Genomic DNA, 19,055 nt, shown 5'->3' on the forward strand with positions numbered 1-19,055 from the left:
TAGTTGTCTGTATTCGACAGCTAAATCGGTCGTTTATTACTGAATTTTCAACACCTTCAGCCTCGCTTGTTTGTCTGACGTCGTTACCTTCAAGAAATACATTCCCGTTGGCAACTCACTCACTCCAAACTCCTCTTGGTGCGTGTTGGTCTCAGGTATAAATTGACGACTCAACACCTCACGACCCACAGCGTCAGTCAAGGTAGTTTGAACTACTTGCCCCTTGCTATCTTGGATTTTTAGGCGAAGCATGTTTGAAACAGGATTCGGCATGACAGTGGCGAAGACACCGTTATCGGTTAGCTGTTTTCCGTTATCCGACCCTTGCCCTTTGCCTTTTGCCTCTTGCTCTTTGCCTTTTGCCCCTTGCTCACCGCTAACCGCTGTCCGCGCTGCTCCTACCCCTACGCCATCTTTCGACTGGATTCTGAACCAGTATTCTTGATACGCTAAGACGTTGCCCTGGGGCTTCCGCGTCGAGGGATAAATACTCCCCCAACCCTTCATGTCCCAATAACGAATACTCAACTTGTATAAACCTTTCGGTAAACCCGCGTCATAAACGTTACCGCCCGCACCATTGTCGGCGTAGAAACCATAGGCTGGGTGATTTTGGGCGTACAACTCCGTCCAGCCTTCGCGGTTGGCATACATAAAGTAGGGCGCATTGTTTTCGTGCGTATTGAAGGAACGAATTACCCCCATCTCGGGCGTCGCCAACAGGTCAAACGTCAATGAACCCGTCGTCCCCAATCCACACGCATCCGCATGAATCGTCCAATAACGCGGTGCCTGCTTGTTCACATTCTCAACGTAATACAACGTCGGAGACTGCTGCGTGCTTTGATCCAACTCTGGGCCGCCATCTCGGGTAACAAACTGGCTACTCCACGCCGCGCGGTCGTTGCTCTTTATCCCCGATTTGCTCTCCCCAATGTTAATCAAACTCACCACAAATGCCTGCCAATAAACCTCTTTACGATTACTCTCCGCACTTTGGCAACCGCCTTCAAACACGCACTTCGCCCAGTAACTCTGCTTCGTTACGTTGCTAAATGCAACCTCAAAACTTGGCGTGCTTACCCCTGTGTTCCAGCTCGTTGTACTTCCCACTGGACAGTTGGCCGAAACCCTCACCGTCGTGCCTGTACATACCACATCTTGCGAAACCGTAACTATCGGAGCTACATGAACAGGTGTTACCGTAAACGTTACCACATTACTCTTCTCACTCACACAGCCATTCTCCGTCTGACAACGGGCGTAATACGAAGTCGTTTCACTTGGAATAGTCGAAGGAAGGCTCGACAAAGCAACGTTCGTTGTGGCATTATACCACACCGTACGCAAACTACCGCATGACGATTGACCACTGAAAATTGAAGATGGATTACAACTGCTTGTAGGGGATAGCGAAACGGTAGGCGCAGTTGGAATATTCACTAATTTTAACCGCATCACACCCGATTCACTCTCCACACAAGATAACGTCCCGTCCGATTTGCGGCAGCGTACGCGGTAGTTATGAAACTGATTGTCAACCAATCCCGCTGGAACACCCGCGCTATATTCTCCACCGTCAACCGAATAAAGGGTCAATTCTCCTGCACCACAATTGGCTGTAAACGAAATCGGACTGTTGGTCAGACTACACACTTCTTTCGTCTCCCCCGCTGCCACTGTCACCCCGTCCGCCAATAGCGACACATTTTGAGGTACGGAAGCGCGGTAATTAATCGTCAACTCAATCGGACTGGTATAAGTGCTTGAGCAACTCACATCACAGGCCGCTTGGTAGCGGTGCGGTTGGTTATTGGAGGATTGGGTAACTGGTGCGTTGACTGACCAATCGCTCCATGACCCGCTGCCCACTTGTACCCGCCAAACGGGCGAACCAGTCACACATGAACCCGAAACCACAAACTGTAAACTGTTAACAGGATTCGCATCGGTGTCACAGAAAACTTGGGTGTTGCCTTCATTTAGGGTCTGTTGTAACGTATTCAGAACAATTGTGGGTTTGCCCTGTATTTTCACTACTGCACTACCTGTTTGAATTTGAGAACAGTTGGCATCACGCACACTTACTAACGTATAAGTATAAACTCCCTCTGTGCTTGTACTTTGATTTACTGTCGCACTCGCACTTCCGCCAGTAGTCGCGACCGTTTGTACACTGCCACCGTTTACTTGATAGCTAAATGTGTAGGGGGCAACGCCGTTACTTCCCGTGAAGGTCACTGTCGCCGCAGAACCGCCCTTGCAAACCAACGAAGTCCCACTAACAACCGCCGTTGGTAAAGCATAAGTCGTTACCGATGCACTGCCTGTCATCGAAGTCGTGCAACTTGTGCTGGTGTTGGTCGCCACTACGGTGTATGTACCCACATCTGTCTGAGTACCAAACGATATCGCACTACCCGTGCCTGCTACCACGCTGCCTATATTCACCCCGCCTTTCTTGAGTTGATAATTTACCCCCGTTTGTGAACTCGCCAAACCTACCACCGAACCGCCACTGCCCGAACAATAAGGACCGCCGCCTGTCACGTTGTAGGCAGTAGGTGTAGTACAAGCAGGTGTAACAGTCATAGTAAGTTCATTGCTGGTGGCCGTCGGAGTGGAAGTACAGGTAGCATTTCCAGTCATTACCACTTTGATTTTGTCGCCATCAGCAAGGGTATTATCGGTGTAGGTAGCACTATTTGTGCCTACGTCGTTCCCGTTTTTCTTCCATTGATAGCTTGGTGTGGTGCCGCCATCGGTAGGTGTTGCCGTAAACGTTGCACTTGTACCTGACGTAATACTACTACCTGGATTAGCCGCAATGTTCACCGAAGGTGCAGCCAGATTTCGAAGTGGGCCGCATCCTCCGCTCAGGGTAGGTGTGCCACTACAACCTACATTGGCATCTGTTACCCAGCCCGTACAAGGCAAGTTAGCAACAGAACCTGTGCTATTGGTAGCAACCGGCCATCCTTCGGAATCGTACAATTCCCACAAACTACCTGTCCAACGAATCAGGTTACGATCTTGTAAAGCCCACTTAGGAACACCGTTTTCTTTGCCCGCAGGAATGTAAGTACCATTGTAATCACCGCAAGACAAACCCGAAATCACAATGTTGGTGGGTGTAATGGCACAAGGATCTTCAATAGAAAGAACGATTTCGTTGCTCGTTTTGGTCGCTCCACAAAGGTCATTGTTAGTCACCTCAAAAGTGATTTTATCGCCATTTTCAAAGTTGGCAGACGTGTAGGTCGAACTCCACGCTTGGGGGATATTCGTTCCGTTTTTCTTCCACTGGTAGTGAGGTTCACCGCCTTGGTTACCGATGGTAGCCGTAAAGGTGAGGCTCGTACCAGGCTGCACTGTACCCGTTGGACTGACCACAATGGAGGCTGTCGGGGTAATGATGGGCAAAATTGTTACTTCGGTGTTGGCTGTTACCACAGGACAGCCTTCAGCTTCGTCGATGGTATAGGTAATGTGGTAAGTATTTGGCACTTGGGAGTGTATTGCCCCTGTGCTTGAGTTAATGCCAATGTCGTCGGTGGCGTCTGTATATTGGTAAGAACCGCCTGTTGTTCCTGTTAGCGTAGGGATACCAACCTCATCGGTGACACTGCCGCAAAAAGGCGACCCTGCATACGTGATACTCGCCGTAGGTAGGGTAGTAATTTTAACGTTGGTAGTAATCACCTCCAAACAACCATTATTGTTAACCGTGTAAGTAACGGTGTAGCTGCCAGCGGTACTTTTGCTTGGGTCTATTTTTCCCGTTTGAGCATCAATCGTGAGACCCGTCGTAGAACTATAACTTCCGCCGCTGACTCCCGAAAGGGTAACACTTCCTTCCGTAACGGTTGAACAAAAAGGAGACCCCGCGTAGGAAATCGTAGTAGTTGGAGTAGGGCAAGGTGGGCATTCGCCGCTGGAAACGGTAATAGAAGAATGGCAGTCAGCGCCATCTGTGGTAAACGGCACCCAGCCTGTGGTGGGTGGAGCCGTATCTGTTGAACTGTTATAAAACAGTGATACATTCGTTGAATTTCGGATGTACCAACCTTCGGGGTGAGTATCGTCACCTGCCCCCCAATAATAAAGACGGTTTTGGTCATCATCCTTCAAATCAGGGCGCTCGTTCCAAGTACCTGTTTGGGTGTAGGTACCGTTGCTGTTACCACAGGTCGTCTGTACGCACATAACAACAAGATTGGCTATTGCCAGATTAGGACTTAATGTAAAACTATTGGCATCTGGAGTACATGCCCCACCACCACTATTAGTAACGGCTTTCCAGCATGTAGTAGGTACATCTTTAGTCGAGATAGGACTATATATTTTGTTACGGGAATCATTAGGGTCAACAAGTTCCCATTGGCTTCTATCGAACTTTAATTCTAAACCATCAGACCTTTTATAGACAGGCCGCGCATTAACAATACTATATAAATTATAGATTCCATTAAGATTGGTTAGACATGAGTTGTTGACAGTAACAGAGGCTGCAAAAACAGGAGAAGGGAAGATTTGCTCTCCGTAGGCTACCCTGATATTGGCTCCTACACAGCCACTATTTACTACTGTCCAGCCGCTCGTGGGGGGCGCATCCGCGGTTGAGGCTACCTTGTAAGCAATACCCATCGAACCACTAATTACCCATTGGGTGTTGGTAGCATCGTAGTAAAGCTCATTATTGTCGGAATCAACAAATTTTTTCTTGCCATTTTGTGTGCCCGTTTCAACGTAGCTACCTGCCAAATTGCCACAGTTAGTATAAACAGCATAGCGTTCTAAAATCGTAAGATTTACCGTTGTGCCGTCACTATTGTTAAAGGCCACGGTGAAGTCTCCCGTCGCAGTGGCCTGAAAATGCTGAACCTGTGAATATAAATATTGTGTTGGACCAACTTTTTGGCATGTTCTGTACCCTGGCGGACTACATTCATCTGCTCCACTTAACCAGAAAACGGGTGAGTTGGCGGCTGTACAGATTTGCGTGAAAGAGGCAGGCATAATTGGTGTACGAAACGCCGCTACATTGGGAGTAATACAGACACTATTTGGGTTTGCATTTTTTTGAACACCATAGCTGTAAATGGTTTCGTCCTTATAAAAAACATTGTTGTTTGTGCCGTCTTTATGATAAAATTTGTAGGCTGGGTATCCAAACCCCGTAAAATCATTGACAGGCACAATTACGTCAAGCAATCCCGTTGTTGGGCAGTTCTGCGCCTCAGCGGTGCTCAGGCAGCTCGAAAGCCCGGTAATAAACCAAAACGCAACCCAGAAAAACGACTTCAAATGTTTTTGGGATAAATGATTCAGTGAATGGATAATTAAATTCATGATAGGTAAATGAAATGTAGGGTGATGACTTTTCGCAGAAGATATGTAGTTTTGTAAGAGACCAAGCACACGTATGGATGTACCAAAAGTAAAGTGGCTCGGTGAGACAAAATAGTCCAGAATGGCTCAATTCTTGAATAGCACTTTTTACTACTTGAACTTGCCTTTTTGGTACATTAAAACACAAGTCCAACCATTCAAACCCTACCATTGCTCGTGAAAATCAATACCCTCATCATTGACGACAATCCCAATTGGCGCCTCACTTTAAGTAAATTTGTAGAAATGAACCCTGTTTTGAAGTTGGTGGCCGTTTGCGACTCTGCCTTTGAAGCGTATGCCAAACTCACCGAAAATGAGGTTGATTTACTCATTTGTGACATTGAAATGCCCGATATTTCGGGAATAGGCTTGGCCAAAAGCCTGCCCAACGGCCCTTTGATTATTTTTGTAACTTCTCACCAAGAATATGCCTTAGACTGCTACGAAGTTTCGCCCGTTGATTTTCTGCTCAAACCCCTGAACTTTGAGCGCTTCCTGCAAAGCATCGAAAAGGTACGTAAACGCCTCCTCAGCCAACCCGAAGACATATCGCTGAGCCCTTATTTTTTCGTAAAAGACGGGCATAATTACGAGCAAGTTCTCTACCACAATGTGCTCTATATGAAATCACAAGAGCATTTTTTGCACATTGTCACCCACAACCACACCTATACTCCGATGCTGTCGATTTCAAAAATGGAAGAGCAACTCAAAGGGGAGGTCTTTTTGAGGGTACATCGGTCCTATTTGGTGCATCGGTTGGCCATTGCGACCATTACCAAGGACGATGTTATCTTGACCAACGGCGAGAAAATTCCGATTGGGGATCAGTATCGCGCCAAAATCAGTCGCCAACACATTGGGGGCAATCTCATTAGCCGAAATGGCTAAGAAATCACCACACACAAGCTATTTTTTACTTTTATTCTCTAAATACTCTATTAATGAAGTGTATTTACCTACTCCTATTTTTAGAATTTATCCTTCCGATTTCGCTTAAAGCCCAAAGCATATCAAGTTTTGATAGCCTGCAAACCGCCTTTTCGCGAGCAACTTCCGATACTGCAAAGCTTCGTATTCTGTTTGCAGATAGACCTATGAAATACATGGGTAATTCTGATGGGCTGCGCTCGCCCGTGGGAGCACTCGAAAACAACGTCATGCTCACCAATTGGGGAGCGCTGACCCAAGATGAATTTGTTGAAACTACCCAAAATTTGGGGCAAGAAATCAGACAGGTAAGAACCATGCTCGATAGGGAGAAATCAGCATAAAAAGTGCTGAAAAAGAAAAGCAATTCCAGCTCGAAATTAAAGATACGGGAATTGGAATCTCCCAAGAACAATTGCGTAAGTTGTTTACGATTAACGAAAGCTCGTCTCAGCAAGGCACTTCCCAAGAAAAGGGCACGGGTTTGGGATTGGTATTGGTCAAAGAATTAGTAGTAGCCAATAAGGGAACGATTGAAATCAAAAGTGAGATAGGAAAGGGTTGCACATGTTCAATCACGTTTCAGCAATCCTAAAAAACAAAAAATGAATTAATTGAGAAATTATAAATAACTCACCATGTCCCGAATTTTAGTCGTACTTGGGGTAATTTTGTGTGCACTTTCATCCATCCAAGCACAACAAAAAACTACCGCAAGCAAAATAGATAGTTTAGCCAAGCATTTTTATTCTGCCAAAACGAATGCCGCAAAAATTCAGGTAATGCTCAACGCACCCACACGAATTAATGAGTATTTTGAAAAACCTGATCCTATCCTAAAGCTCTATAAAAAAGCCCTTGTGCTTGCCGAAAGCATCGGTGATAAGAAAAACACCATATCACTTTTAATAGAGATTGCTTACTTTGAGACGTATATCACGTCTGATGAGCCCAAAGCCTTCCAACTATATTCCAAAGCGTTGACATATGCCGAAGAAGAGAAAGATTATACCTCCTGTGCTAAAATAAGTTTTGAATTAGCAGCCATCAACGAGCATCAAAACCTTAGGAATGAGATGTATAAGTACTTTTCAAAGGCAATAGAATTCAATCAAAAATCGCAGGTTTTATATCTTAGGCCCTACCGTTGGGCGTATGTGATGTATTTGGAAGATAATCGGATCAATGAGGCACTTGAGGTGGGTAGGCAAGCTGTCCGCTACGTGGATGAGCGTTCAGCTCCAGCGGAGTTTAAGGCATTGGCCTACGGATATTACTACGCTGTATTAAAGCGAATGCCTAATAAACAAAAAGAAGCGGTTATTTATAAGAATAGGATTGTTGAGCTATTAAGGCAATTTAAAACTATTTCTGAAACAAATCAATCAGACGATATTGCCACTGTTTGTTATGAAGTTGAGCAATACAAATTAGCCATTTTCTTTGCCAATCAATTGTTTACAAAAACAGACATGGATAGTCAGCTTGATGCTTCTAAGATACATTGTTACGAGATGCTTTCGGCTTCCTATGAACGCTTAGGAGACTACCCAAAAAGCTTAGAATTCTATAAAGAATACTCGACTACTTATGTAAAAGTGCTTAAAAATATGCTCACTTTAGAATCAGGCAGGAAGGTCATTCGAGCTGAGGGTGAGCGCAACCTGCTGATGAAGCAAAACGAGGTAGAAAAAGAGCGATTTTATCGAAATTTGAGTTTTGCCATTGCGGCTTTCGTACTCCTTTTGGGGGGAGTTATAGTAGTTTTTTATAAACGCGAACAAAGACAAAAACAAGAATTGACCCAACTCAACGCCACCAAAGACAAACTCTTTGCCATTCTTTCGCACGACCTGCGCTCGCCCGTGGGAGCCCTCGAAAACAACGTCATGCTCACCAATTGGGGCGCGCTGACCCAAGATGAATTTGTTGAAACTACCCAAAATTTGGGGCAAGAAATCAGGCAGGTAAGAACCATGCTCGATAACGTACTGCATTGGTCTATCTCCCAGCTTGGGGGAATGAAACCTCACCCAAAAACAACGTTTGTTTTGCCCATCATTGAAGCCGAAATCAAGCTTTTACACGCCAGTGCCCAAGCTAAAGGAATAAAAATGACTAGCCTCGTTGCTCCCGAAGCTCAGTTGATGGTTGATTCAAACCATTTGGCCATCATTATCAGAAACTTGCTCCAAAATGCCATCAAATTTACCCCTACCCAGGGAGAAATCAGCATAAAAAGTGCTGAAAAAGAAAAGCAATTCCAGCTCGAAATTAAAGACACAGGAATTGGAATCTCCCAAGAACAATTGCGTAAGTTGTTTACGATTAACGAAAGCTTGTCTCAGCAAGGCACTTCCCAAGAAAAGGGCACGGGTTTAGGATTGGTATTGGTCAAAGAATTAGTAGTAGCCAATAAGGGAACGATTGAAATCAAAAGTGAGATAGGAAAGGGGAGCACATGTTCAATCACGTTTCAGCAATCCTAAAAAACAATAAATGAATTAATTGAGAAATTAAAACCAACTTTTCATGTCCCGAATTTTAGTCGTACTTGGGGTAATTTTGTGTGCACTTTCATCCATCCAAGCACAACAAAAAGCTACCGCAAGCAAAATAGATAGTTTAGCCAAGCATTTTTATTCTGCCAAAACGAATGCCGCAAAAATTCAGGTAATGCTCAACGCACCCACACGAATTGATGAATATTTTGAAAAACCTGACCCTATTTTAAATCTCTACCAAAACGCCCTTTCAATGGCAAAAGGTAGGGATGACCGAAGAAGTATCATCACTTTTTTGATAGAAATAGCCCATCTTCAAATGTATGCCGTTTTGGATGAGCCACAAGCATTCAGCCTATATTCACAAGCCTTAAAATATGCCGATGAGGAAAAAGATTTCGACTCCTGCGCCCAAATATGTAAGGGAATGGCGACCATTAGCGAACATCAAAACTTCAAGGCTGAAATGTACCAATACCTGTTAAAGTCTGTTGAATATACAGAAAAGTCGAAAACTGTTTTTTTAAATCCCTATAAATGGCTGAAGTACATGTATTTACAGGAAAACCGAATAGAGGATGCCCTGAGAATCAGCAAACGGTGTGAAAAATATGTCAGTGAGCGCTCGGCCTCAGTACAATCGAAAGCATTGGCTTACGGATATATGTATGAAGTACTGAAGAAAATACCCAGCAAAAAAGAAGACGCAGAAACGTATCGAAAGAAAACCGTAACACTCTTAAAGAATGTGAAAGAGGTGAGTACATTTAATAATTTAGAAGATATAGCTACGGTTTGTTATGAGGTGGGACAATATGAATTAGCTATTGAATTTGCAAGCCGCATTTTCAAACGATCGAGCGTTAACAAACAAGTAATGGTCAATAAAATGCTTTGTTATACGGTCATTTCAAATGCGTACGAGCGGCTCGGGCAACACCAAAAAAGTGCAGAAAACTACAAGCGATATTCAGAACTTTATGTCAAATACCTTCAAGATGTAATGAACTTAGAATCAGGCAGGAAGGTCATTCGAGCTGAGGGTGAGCGCAACCTGCTGATGAAGCAAAACGAGGTAGAAAAAGAGCGATTTTATCGAAATTTGAGTTTTGCCATTACGGCTTTCGTACTCCTTTTGGGGGGAGTTATAGTAGTTTTTTATAAACGCGAACAAAGACAAAAAAGGGAATTGACCCAACTCAACGCCACCAAAGACAAACTCTTTGCTATTCTCTCGCACGACCTGCGCTCGCCCGTGGGAGCCCTCGAAAACAACGTCATGCTCACCAATTGGGGAGCGCTGACCCAAGATGAATTTGTTGAAACTACCCAAAATTTGGGGCAAGAAATCAGGCAGGTAAGAACCATGCTCGATAACGTACTGCATTGGTCTATCTCGCAGCTTGGGGGAATGAAACCTCACCCAAAACGCTTTTCGTTAAATGAAGCCATTCAAGAACAACTAACGCTCTTACAACCCGCCGCCGATGCAAAAAACATTACCCTTCGGCTCCAAATAAAGGAATCGGTGTTTGTCAATGTCGATAAAAATCACGTTGCCATTATCTTCCGAAATCTCTTGCAAAACGCCATAAAATTCACGCGCTCGGCAGGCGCTATCGACTTAGTACAGCACGAAGACAACGCCTTTCATTACATTCAGGTCAAGGACACGGGCATTGGGATGTCGCAGCAGCAACTCACGCAGCTTTTTCAATTGGGAGAACAAAGCTCGCGCCAAGGTACTGCCGCTGAAAAAGGCACAGGGCTGGGACTTGTATTGGTGAAAGAATTGGTAGAAGCCAATGGGGGCAGCATTGATGTCACTAGCCACCCCGACGTTGGGACAAACTTTTCACTCCGTTTTCCGAAATAATTGCGTACACTCTTACCCCTGTGGTGCAGGTTTAGGGCCTTTTGGGCCTTTGGGAGGGCCTCCTCTTCGGAAAGGACGTTTGTTATTTTTAGGTTTTTTGTTGGACGACACTGCCTTGTACTCTGGGCCGTCGCCAAGGCTCGCAGGCAACGCCACCCTTGGCAATTCTTTGCCAATAAGCCGTTCAATAGCCCCGAGTTTTCTTTGGTCTTTTTCGTTGATAAACGTCACGGCCGTGCCCGTCGTGGCCGCGCGGGCTGTACGTCCGATGCGGTGAATATAGTCTTCGGGGTCGTGAGGAGCGTCAAAGTTGACGACCAAATCAATTCCTTCTACGTCAATTCCGCGTGAAAGAATATCCGTTCCAATCAGAATGGGTAATGCCCTGCTTTTAAACTCCCGCAAAATCTCTTCCCGTTCTTTTTGCTCCAAGTCGGAGTGAAACGCTTTGGCCTTTACTTTGGCCTTTCGGAGCTCTTCATTGAGTTTTTTTACGTTTTCCTTCGTGGACGCAAAAATGATGATGCTTTCGTAGCTGCCCTCCTTCAAAATATGTTTTAGCAACGGTATTTTTTGGGCGTCGTAGGCCAAGTATATCTGTTGCAAAATTCCCTCGGCAGGTTTGGCAACGGCAATGCTAATTTGTTCGGGATTCTGCAAAATCGTCTTGGCCAGCGTTCTGATTTTGGGCGGCATGGTTGCCGAAAACAAAAGTGTTTGACGCTTCGAAGGCAAATAGCTGATAATCTTGATGATGTCATCGTAGAAGCCCATGTCTAGCATACGGTCGGCTTCGTCCAAAATCAAGTGTTGCAGGTGTTTAAAGTTGATTTCGCCCATTTGTAAAAGCGCAATCAAACGCCCTGGCGTAGCGATGATGACATTGCCACCGTCAGCCAAAGCGCGGCGTTGTTGGCTCCATGCGGCGCCATCTCCCCCGCCGTAAATGGCAATGGAACTCACGCCTGTAAAATAGCCCAAGCCTTCGATTTGTTGGTCAATTTGGATGGCTAACTCGCGGGTAGGCGCTAAAACAAGGGTATTGAGGTGCCGAATTTCGTCGGGTGCAATGATAATTTTATTCAGAATTGGCAACAAGTAGGCGGCAGTCTTACCCGTTCCCGTTTGGGCACAGGCAATGAGGTCTTTATTGTCAAGAATAACGGGAATTGCTTGCGCTTGGATGGGGGTGGGTTCGTCAAAACCCATGGCATTTAGTCCATCCAAAAGCTCATATTCAAAGTCAAAATCGTCGAAAGTCAATGGTGATGTGATTAAAGGTGAAAGTACAAAAATAGGGTTTTTAATACAATAATCTACTTATGCCCTTTCTTTTACCACAATAAAGCCCTATCCTACCCCTTCCCGCCTCTCACCAAAAGCCAAATGGCCAAAGAAAGTTCGCCCAAAGCCATTGGAGCGCTTAACATCGTTTCGATTTGTTTACGATAAACCGAAAAATCAGCTATAATCTGTTGGGCAGCGTGAATGCCTACGTAACAAATTCCCGCAAAAACGACCAGAAAACCAAGCCATTTTGGGGTTTTAGGCGACGTTAAAATCAAATACCCTAACACCAACAAGTGAACTCCAAACAAAATTAGCCCCAACGACCAAGCCCGCAAGAAATCTTCTAAATGCGCCATGACCTCCGCTGCTTTTTGCATTCTGGCCGAATCTAACAAAGGAAGCAACGGAAGTAGGGCCGCACCGAGCAAGAGTGAATAAACCCAGCGAAGCACCGCCGCCAGCATCGACAGGTGTGAATGGGTGCTGTAAAAGAAGCCGTAAAGCGCCCAGCCTACTACTACATCCAAGAGTAAAATCCCGACAAAGGTGGCTACCACCCAATAGACGAGCGAAGGGCTTTGGTGAAATTGTTGAAAAGTCGCCCACGTATCTCCTTCCACATACAAGGTTTCAAACGCATAACCGTAGCCCACTCCCGCCAATAAGGCCATCAAAATCAACGAACTACCTGCCAACAGCGCCATGCTGCGCTTTCGATTTTCTGTAACTCCCATACACTTTATTTTTTGAATGTTGGGCACAAAAGTATCGACTCGCTTTGGTACAATTCATTAACCTAAGATAAGAAATGAATGGGGCGTTCGGATACTCATATCCGAACAAAAATCGACGAAATCGGGAGGTTGTGAGCAACCTCCTGCACAACGTGCGTTCGGATACTCATATCCGAACAAAAATCGACGAAATCGGGAGGTTGTGAGCAACCTCCTGCACGACGTGCGTTCGGATACTCATATCCGAACAAAAATCGACGAAATCGGGAGGTTGTGAGCAACCTCCTGCACAACGTGTGTTCGGATACTCATATCCGAACGAAATCGACGAAATCAGGAGGTTGTGAGCAACCTCCTGCACAACGTGCGTTGGATACTCATATCCGAACGAAATCGACGAAATAGGGAGGTTGTGAGCAACCTCCTGCACGGCGTGCAACCTCCTGCACAGAGAGTACATACTACGATTTCTTTACAAACTTCAAAGTTAATTTCGTCATGCGCGGCGGATCATAGAGTGTACTGCGGGTTTCCATCTCAAACGCATCTTCATACACGTTGCGTGGATAAATGTTCCAGCCTCCCGTTTTGGCTACGGTATCACGCAGGGCAATGACATTTTGTTTTTGGTATTTTTCCCACTGAAAACGCTTGTTTTCGGTGGCTCCCTTAAAATGTCCTTCAAACGTACCATCGGGCAAAAAACGTACCCAATCCATGTATTCATCAAACTGAACCCCACTAATGTGCGGAATGTGCTTACCTTCTTTAAAGACAGGCGCTTCGTCCATCAGAATTTCTTGAATTTGCCATTTAGACACCCCCGTTAGTCGGGCTTGGGCCTCGTCAACGTTTTCGGCAGGACGGTTGCAGCCTAGCACTATGAATAGAAAAATGGGTAGGAAATAGCGTAATTTCATCGCTTTTTTTCGTATTTTTAGCCTTAAATGAACTTCTCGAAAGTTTTTCACTGAACTTCTCGAAAGTTTTAAAACTTTCGAGAAGTTTTCTCTCCGTACAAGTATAGCGCATTTTTTTAAAACAATGAACCGCATCGACCGCCTTACAGCCATCTTGATTCAACTACAATCTAAGCGCGTAGTGAAAGCCCAAGAAATCGCTGACCGTTTTACCATTAGCCTTCGTACCGTGTATCGTGACATACGCGCCCTCGAAGAAGCAGGCGTTCCTATCGGTGCCGAAGCGGGCATTGGGTATTTTTTGGAAGATTACCATTTGCCCCCCGTTATGTTTTCCAACGAAGAAGCCAGTGCGTTGCTTTTCGGTGCCAAGTTGGTGAGTAAAATGGGCGATGCTTCGCTCAATGAAAGTTTTGAATCGGCACTTTATAAGATTAAATCGGTCTTGAAACGTTCGGAAAAAGAACACCTCGAAGACCTCGATAGCCGCGTAGCAGTACTAAACCGTCGCCGTCAACAGCCGTTTTCTGAACATTTGCTCAATCAAATTCAGCAGGCCATTGTTCGCCAACACGTTTTGTTGATTGATTACGTCTCCAACTATCAGCCACAAGCTACCCAACGCGAAATTGAGCCCATTGGACTGGTTTATTACAACTCGCATTGGCACCTGATTGGCTATTGCCGCCTTCGGGGCGACTACCGCGATTTTCGTACCGACCGCATTCAGCAATTGGTCAACACGGAGAAGTTTTTCCAAAAACAAAACCTGTTGACCCTTCAAGCCTACCTTGGCCGCCTTCGAGTGCAGGAAGAATTGGAAGAAACCGTCGTTTGGGTACACCGTGGTGCGGCGGTTTTTATGCAAGAACAAAAGTACAGTTGGGGATTTATTTCGGAAGAAACCCAGGGCAAATACGTCCGTATGACGTTTATGACGCAGTATTACGAAGGCATTGGTCGTTGGCTGCTGTCGTACGGTAAGCACATCAACGTCGAAGGCCCTCAAAAGCTCAAAGATACCATGCGCGACATCGTTTCGGAAATGGCCGAACATTACCTGCAACCCTACTGACATACCGTTGTCACTACGGCTATTTACCTTTGTAGAGTCAAATAAACCAACACATTATTTAACCTACAACAAGCCATGACAACAATCAATCCTTACTTCAGTTTTTTGGGAAACACCGAAGAAGTTTTCCTTTTTTACAAATCCGTTTTTGGCGGAGAGTTCGCTGGTCTTCAGCGCTTTAAGGACATCCCTGGCGGCGAAAACATGTCGGCTGATGAGCAAGAAAAAATCATGCACATTGCTTACGAAATTGCCCCAGGCTATGTGATAATGGGCACCGACTCCCTCGAAAGTGCTGGTCATACGGTCAACATTGGCAATCACATTTCTCTTTCTATCGGAACTGACAGCAAAGAAGAAGCGGAGCGCCTCTTCAACGGTTTGTCGGCAGGTGGAGAAATCGAAATGCCCCTTCAAGACACTTTCTGGAATGCCTATTTTGGTGCGTTTACCGATAAGTTTGGCGTCAAATGGATGGTGAATTACGACTATCCGCAAAAGTAACTTAGCAGCTATTACCCCACTTTTTTCAACAGCCATGAGCACCTTCCCGAAAGTTTTGAACTTTCGGGAAGGTAGTTTTGGAATGCCTATTTTGGTGCGTTTACCGATAAGTTTGGCGTCAAATGGATGGTAAATTACGACTATCCGCAAAAGTAACTTAGCAGCTATTACCCCACTTTTTTTCAACAGCCATGAATAACAAATGAGCACCTTCCCGAAAGTTTTGAACTTTCGGGAAGGTAGTTTTGGAATGCCTACTTTGGCGCTTTCACCGACAAGTTTGGCGTCAAATGGATGGTAAATTACGACTATCCGCAAAAATAACTTAGCAGCTATTACCCCACTTTTTTTCAACAGTCATGAATAATAAATATACCAAACCGTTCAGCGCCCTCGTCTTTACGACCCAAACGACACTTCCACAGTTAGGCACGCTCGTCGGACACGTTGCCCAAGATTTATACCACGAAGCAGCGGCACTAAATTTACTTCCAACGGGCCCTATCCACTGGAATTACGTAGGTTTGGACGGCAAGCCTGACACGGTTTTTACCCTCGATATTGTGCTACCCGTTCAAGGGAAAGAAGTGACTTCTGATCGCTTTGCTTTTCAAACCATCCTACCTTTCAAGTGCGTATCGCTTGTACACGAAGGCCCTTGGGAAGAGCTTCCTCAGGTATATGGGAAAGCCATGAGTTTCATCCATTCGCAAGGCTTGCAATTGAGTGGCGCCAACCGCGAACTCTATGTGATGATGGACTTTGAAAACGGCGCTAACAATGTCACCGAGGTGCAAATTGGCGTTTTGTAAATAGAATAGTATTCAGTGTTTGCACGGTTAACAGACCACGACCCTTCCCGAAAGTTTTGAACTTTCGGGAAGGTTGTTTTTAGTTTATATAAGCGCCAACGCCCGCTCCTTTGCTTTTTCTTCTTTCCAGTGTTTCCAAGTCGGCCCCAACACTTTGTTCATGCCTTTGTCAATCACAAAATGACGAGTGATGTTCCACAATCCCCGCAGGCGCGTAAACATCGTGTCGTTGGAGCGCAGCGCAATCGAAAACCCGCCGTCCACATAATGAATAAAATGCCAAAAAGTAGAGGGAATAAAAATGGTTTCGCCGTGTTCGAGGGGTCGTGTCCCAACCTTGTGCTTTTCGGAAAGCGGGATAACGTTCGTAATCGGGTTGTAACACATTGACGTGGCTTTGTACTGTAAACGGGTGCTGGTACAAATACGGGCTTTGGTCAGGGGCAAAAAGCACCACGCGTTTGCGGGTCTGAAACTGCGTCAAAAACACCGAAGAACAATCAATGTCATAGTGCAGGTTGACGACGGCATCTTGTCCTCCAAAAAACATAAACGGATACTCTTTCACAAACCCGTCGGTGATGGTCGGGATTTGCACATCCTTGACCAAGTCAGGAGCATGTTGAAAAATATTAAACAAAAACATCCGTAACTCCGTCGGCCCCGCTTGAATCAATTCCAAGTAATCGCCAAAAGGCATGTGGATTTTGGGAGCCATGTAGCCTTTTCCCGCATCGTGAAAATCGTTTCCAAAGAGCGGCACGTTTAGGTGTCCGTAGTGTTTTTTCAAATACTCAAACGTCCACTTTTGAGTAGCGGGCCACTGAGCCGCTAAATCTTTAAACACGACGGGTTTGCCTGGCAACAGGTACTGTTCTCTAAATTCTTCGGGAGTAAGCCCCGAGCGCTTTTCAATTGGCTGTAGTTTCATGGTATAACGCTGGTTCTGAAGTGGAAAATAGTAGTCTTAAAATAACGAAAAACCAAAAAAAATGACTCCCACGGTGCTAACAATTTAATATACGTTTAATGAGCCTTGAACTTTCTGCATGACAACTCACGGCGCATTCCCCCTCAATAATTTGACATAACTTTTCGATTCACTTGCAAGATTCGGATGAGTTAGTAAATTTGTCCGTCAACTATCAGATTTTATCCTTAGATTATTTCTCAAACCTCCAAAAACATAAACCTACCATGCTCGAAGCTGCTGTACAAACCAAAATAGACCAATGGCTTGGCGGAAATTACGATGCCGAAACAAAAGCAACAATCCAACAACTCCTTGACCAAGAAAACATTACCGAACTTACCGATTCGTTTTACAAAGACTTAGAATTTGGAACAGGGGGGTTGCGCGGTCTGATTGGCGTGGGTTCCAATCGGATGAACCAGTACACCATCGGGGCAGCTACGCAAGGCTTGGCCAATTACCTCAACAAAAATTTTGCAGGCGAAAAAATTAGCGTGGCAATTGCCCACGATAGCCGCATCAAATCAGATGAATTTGCGCGAGTAACTGCCAATATTTTTTCGGCCAACGGCATTGAGGTGTATCTTTTTGAAGCCCTTCGCCCCACGCCAGAACTGAGCTTTGCCATCCGTCTTTTGGGCTGCAAAAGCGGCGTTGTCGTAACGGCTTCTCACAACCCAAAAGAATACAATGGCTACAAGGCATACTGGGACGATGGCTCACAAGTGGTAGCCCCGCACGACCGCAATGTGATTGCCGAAGTAAACGCAATCCAGTCGATTGACGACATAAAGTTTGAAGGTGACAGCTCTAAAATTCACCTTATTGGCAAAGAAGTGGACGAAAAATACCTCGACCAAATTGTTTCACTTTCTATTTCTAAAGACGCAATTGCGCGCCAAAAAGACCTTAAAATTGTCTTTACGCCCATCCACGGAACGGGCGTGACGTTGGTACCACCATTGCTTCAAAAAATGGGCTTTGAAAACGTGACCGTTATCGACGAACAAGCCGAAGCCAGCGGAAACGGGCAATTCCCGACGGTGGTGTATCCTAACCCTGAGGAATCAGAAGCGATGTCGATGGCAGTGAATAAAGCCAAGGAAATCGACGCCGACCTTGTGCTAGGTACTGACCCCGACGCCGACCGCGTAGGGATTGCCGTTAAAAACCACCACGGTGAGATTCAATTACTTAATGGTAACCAAACCGCTACGTTGCTCATTTATTACCTCCTCCAAGCGTGGAAAGAAGCAGGCAAGTTGACGGGCAAAGAGTTTGTTTGTAAAACCATCGTAACCACCGACCTCATCGACAAGATGGCGGCGGGTTATGACGTTTATTGCTACAATACGCTCACAGGCTTTAAGTACATCGCCCAAGTAATCAGAGAGTTGGAAGGGCAGCAGCAGTTTATTGGTGGCGGTGAAGAAAGCTACGGCTACCTCATCGGCGACGCTGTGCGCGATAAAGACGCCATTGCTAGTTGCGGAATGATCGCTGAGTTGACGGCCTACGCTAAAGACAAAGGCTTGAGCTTGTTTGATATGCTGATGGAAGTCTATAAACAATTTGGCTTCTACTACGAAGGACTCATTTCATTGACCAAAAAAGGAAAAGCTGGGGCCGAAGAAATTCAGCAAATGATGGCCGACTTCCGCGCCAATCCTCCGCAGTCGTTGGCGGGTTCGCCCGTGGTTCGCATCGACGATTACAAATTCTTGAAACGCACCGAAAATGGCACGACCGTTGACATTCCTTCGGGAAGCATGGGGATTGAGTCGTCGAACGTGCTTCAATTCTTTACCGCCGACGGCACCAAGTTTACCTGCCGTCCGTCGGGTACGGAGCCTAAAATCAAGTTTTATGTAGGCGTAGTAGCACCACTCAACAGCAACGAAGAGTTTGATGCGGTTTACGCTTCATTGAAACAAAAAGTAGCCTCTATCGGGGAAGAATTGGGATTGAAATAAGACCAAATAATAATTTTTTTTAAAAATTTTTGGGCAGATAAAATATTTTGCCGTATATTCACGTTACGTT

Annotated in this window: 15 protein-coding genes; 9 read left to right on the top strand and 6 right to left on the bottom strand. The window is 45.4% G+C overall.

All coding sequences use genetic code 11. From position 1 onward, the window contains the following. Positions 1–36: 36 nt before the first annotated feature. Positions 37–5,352, bottom strand: a complete 5,316-nt coding sequence (locus AC23N5_RS17550) for a T9SS type A sorting domain-containing protein (protein WP_487756585.1) — start codon at positions 5,350–5,352, stop codon at positions 37–39. Positions 5,353–5,568: 216 nt separating this feature from the next. Here AC23N5_RS17550 and AC23N5_RS17555 point away from each other — a divergent pair, with 216 nt between their 5' ends. The 5 genes from AC23N5_RS17555 to AC23N5_RS17575 are packed head-to-tail and all read left to right on the top strand — an operon-like array spanning position 5,569 to position 10,704. After that, complete coding sequence (locus AC23N5_RS17555; protein ID WP_487756586.1) at positions 5,569–6,285, top strand: LytR/AlgR family response regulator transcription factor; 717 nt, start codon at positions 5,569–5,571, stop codon at positions 6,283–6,285. A gap of 53 nt (positions 6,286–6,338) precedes the next feature. After that, on the top strand, positions 6,339–6,668 hold the full coding sequence (locus AC23N5_RS17560; RefSeq protein ID WP_487756587.1) for a hypothetical protein: 330 nt from the start codon (positions 6,339–6,341) through the stop codon (positions 6,666–6,668). Between the two features lie 35 nt (positions 6,669–6,703). Further along, positions 6,704–6,919 carry a sensor histidine kinase gene (locus AC23N5_RS17565; RefSeq protein WP_487756602.1) on the top strand — a complete coding sequence of 72 codons (216 nt, stop codon included), beginning with the start codon at positions 6,704–6,706 and terminating at the stop codon, positions 6,917–6,919. 43 nt (positions 6,920–6,962) lie between these two features. Next, positions 6,963–8,813, top strand: a complete 1,851-nt coding sequence (locus AC23N5_RS17570) for a sensor histidine kinase (RefSeq protein ID WP_487756588.1) — start codon at positions 6,963–6,965, stop codon at positions 8,811–8,813. 43 nt (positions 8,814–8,856) lie between these two features. Next, complete coding sequence (locus AC23N5_RS17575; RefSeq protein WP_487756589.1) at positions 8,857–10,704, top strand: sensor histidine kinase; 1,848 nt, start codon at positions 8,857–8,859, stop codon at positions 10,702–10,704. 12 nt (positions 10,705–10,716) lie between these two features. On the opposite strand, the gene AC23N5_RS17580 is transcribed toward AC23N5_RS17575, so the two are convergent. The 4 genes from AC23N5_RS17580 to AC23N5_RS17595 all read right to left on the bottom strand — a co-directional run bounded on the left by AC23N5_RS17580 (position 10,717) and on the right by AC23N5_RS17595 (position 13,648). Next, a complete protein-coding gene (locus AC23N5_RS17580) occupies positions 10,717–11,967 on the bottom strand; it encodes a DEAD/DEAH box helicase (RefSeq protein WP_221225616.1) in 1,251 nt (416 codons plus the stop codon). Positions 11,968–12,059: 92 nt separating this feature from the next. Continuing rightward, positions 12,060–12,728, bottom strand: a complete 669-nt coding sequence (locus AC23N5_RS17585; RefSeq protein WP_487756590.1) for a DUF4386 domain-containing protein — start codon at positions 12,726–12,728, stop codon at positions 12,060–12,062. A gap of 166 nt (positions 12,729–12,894) precedes the next feature. Further along, positions 12,895–13,188, bottom strand: coding sequence for a hypothetical protein (locus AC23N5_RS17590; protein ID WP_487756591.1), 294 nt, complete (start codon positions 13,186–13,188; stop codon positions 12,895–12,897). Between the two features lies 1 nt (position 13,189). Then, positions 13,190–13,648 carry a hypothetical protein gene (locus tag AC23N5_RS17595; protein WP_183974077.1) on the bottom strand — a complete coding sequence of 153 codons (459 nt, stop codon included), beginning with the start codon at positions 13,646–13,648 and terminating at the stop codon, positions 13,190–13,192. A 124-nt stretch (positions 13,649–13,772) separates the two neighbouring features. On the opposite strand from AC23N5_RS17595, the gene AC23N5_RS17600 reads away from it, so the two are divergent. The 3 genes from AC23N5_RS17600 to AC23N5_RS17610 all read left to right on the top strand — a co-directional run bounded on the left by AC23N5_RS17600 (position 13,773) and on the right by AC23N5_RS17610 (position 16,039). Beyond that, on the top strand, positions 13,773–14,723 hold the full coding sequence (locus AC23N5_RS17600; RefSeq protein WP_183974075.1) for a helix-turn-helix transcriptional regulator: 951 nt from the start codon (positions 13,773–13,775) through the stop codon (positions 14,721–14,723). A 75-nt stretch (positions 14,724–14,798) separates the two neighbouring features. Beyond that, entirely contained in the window at positions 14,799–15,227 is a 429-nt protein-coding gene (locus AC23N5_RS17605; RefSeq protein ID WP_487756592.1) for a VOC family protein, read from the top strand. 359 nt (positions 15,228–15,586) lie between these two features. Next, positions 15,587–16,039, top strand: coding sequence for a GyrI-like domain-containing protein (locus AC23N5_RS17610; protein ID WP_487756593.1), 453 nt, complete (start codon positions 15,587–15,589; stop codon positions 16,037–16,039). Between the two features lie 169 nt (positions 16,040–16,208). Here AC23N5_RS17610 and AC23N5_RS17615 read toward each other — a convergent pair whose 3' ends face one another. After that, the gene (locus tag AC23N5_RS17615; protein WP_487756594.1) at positions 16,209–16,970 is read right to left on the bottom strand and encodes a cupin-like domain-containing protein; all 762 of its coding nucleotides are present in this window, start codon (positions 16,968–16,970) and stop codon (positions 16,209–16,211) included. A 266-nt stretch (positions 16,971–17,236) separates the two neighbouring features. On the opposite strand from AC23N5_RS17615, the gene AC23N5_RS17620 reads away from it, so the two are divergent. Then, complete coding sequence (locus tag AC23N5_RS17620; protein ID WP_487756595.1) at positions 17,237–18,985, top strand: phospho-sugar mutase; 1,749 nt, start codon at positions 17,237–17,239, stop codon at positions 18,983–18,985. Positions 18,986–19,055: the final 70 nt, after the last annotated feature.

The organism is Runella sp. R5_40 (genome assembly GCF_057652295.1).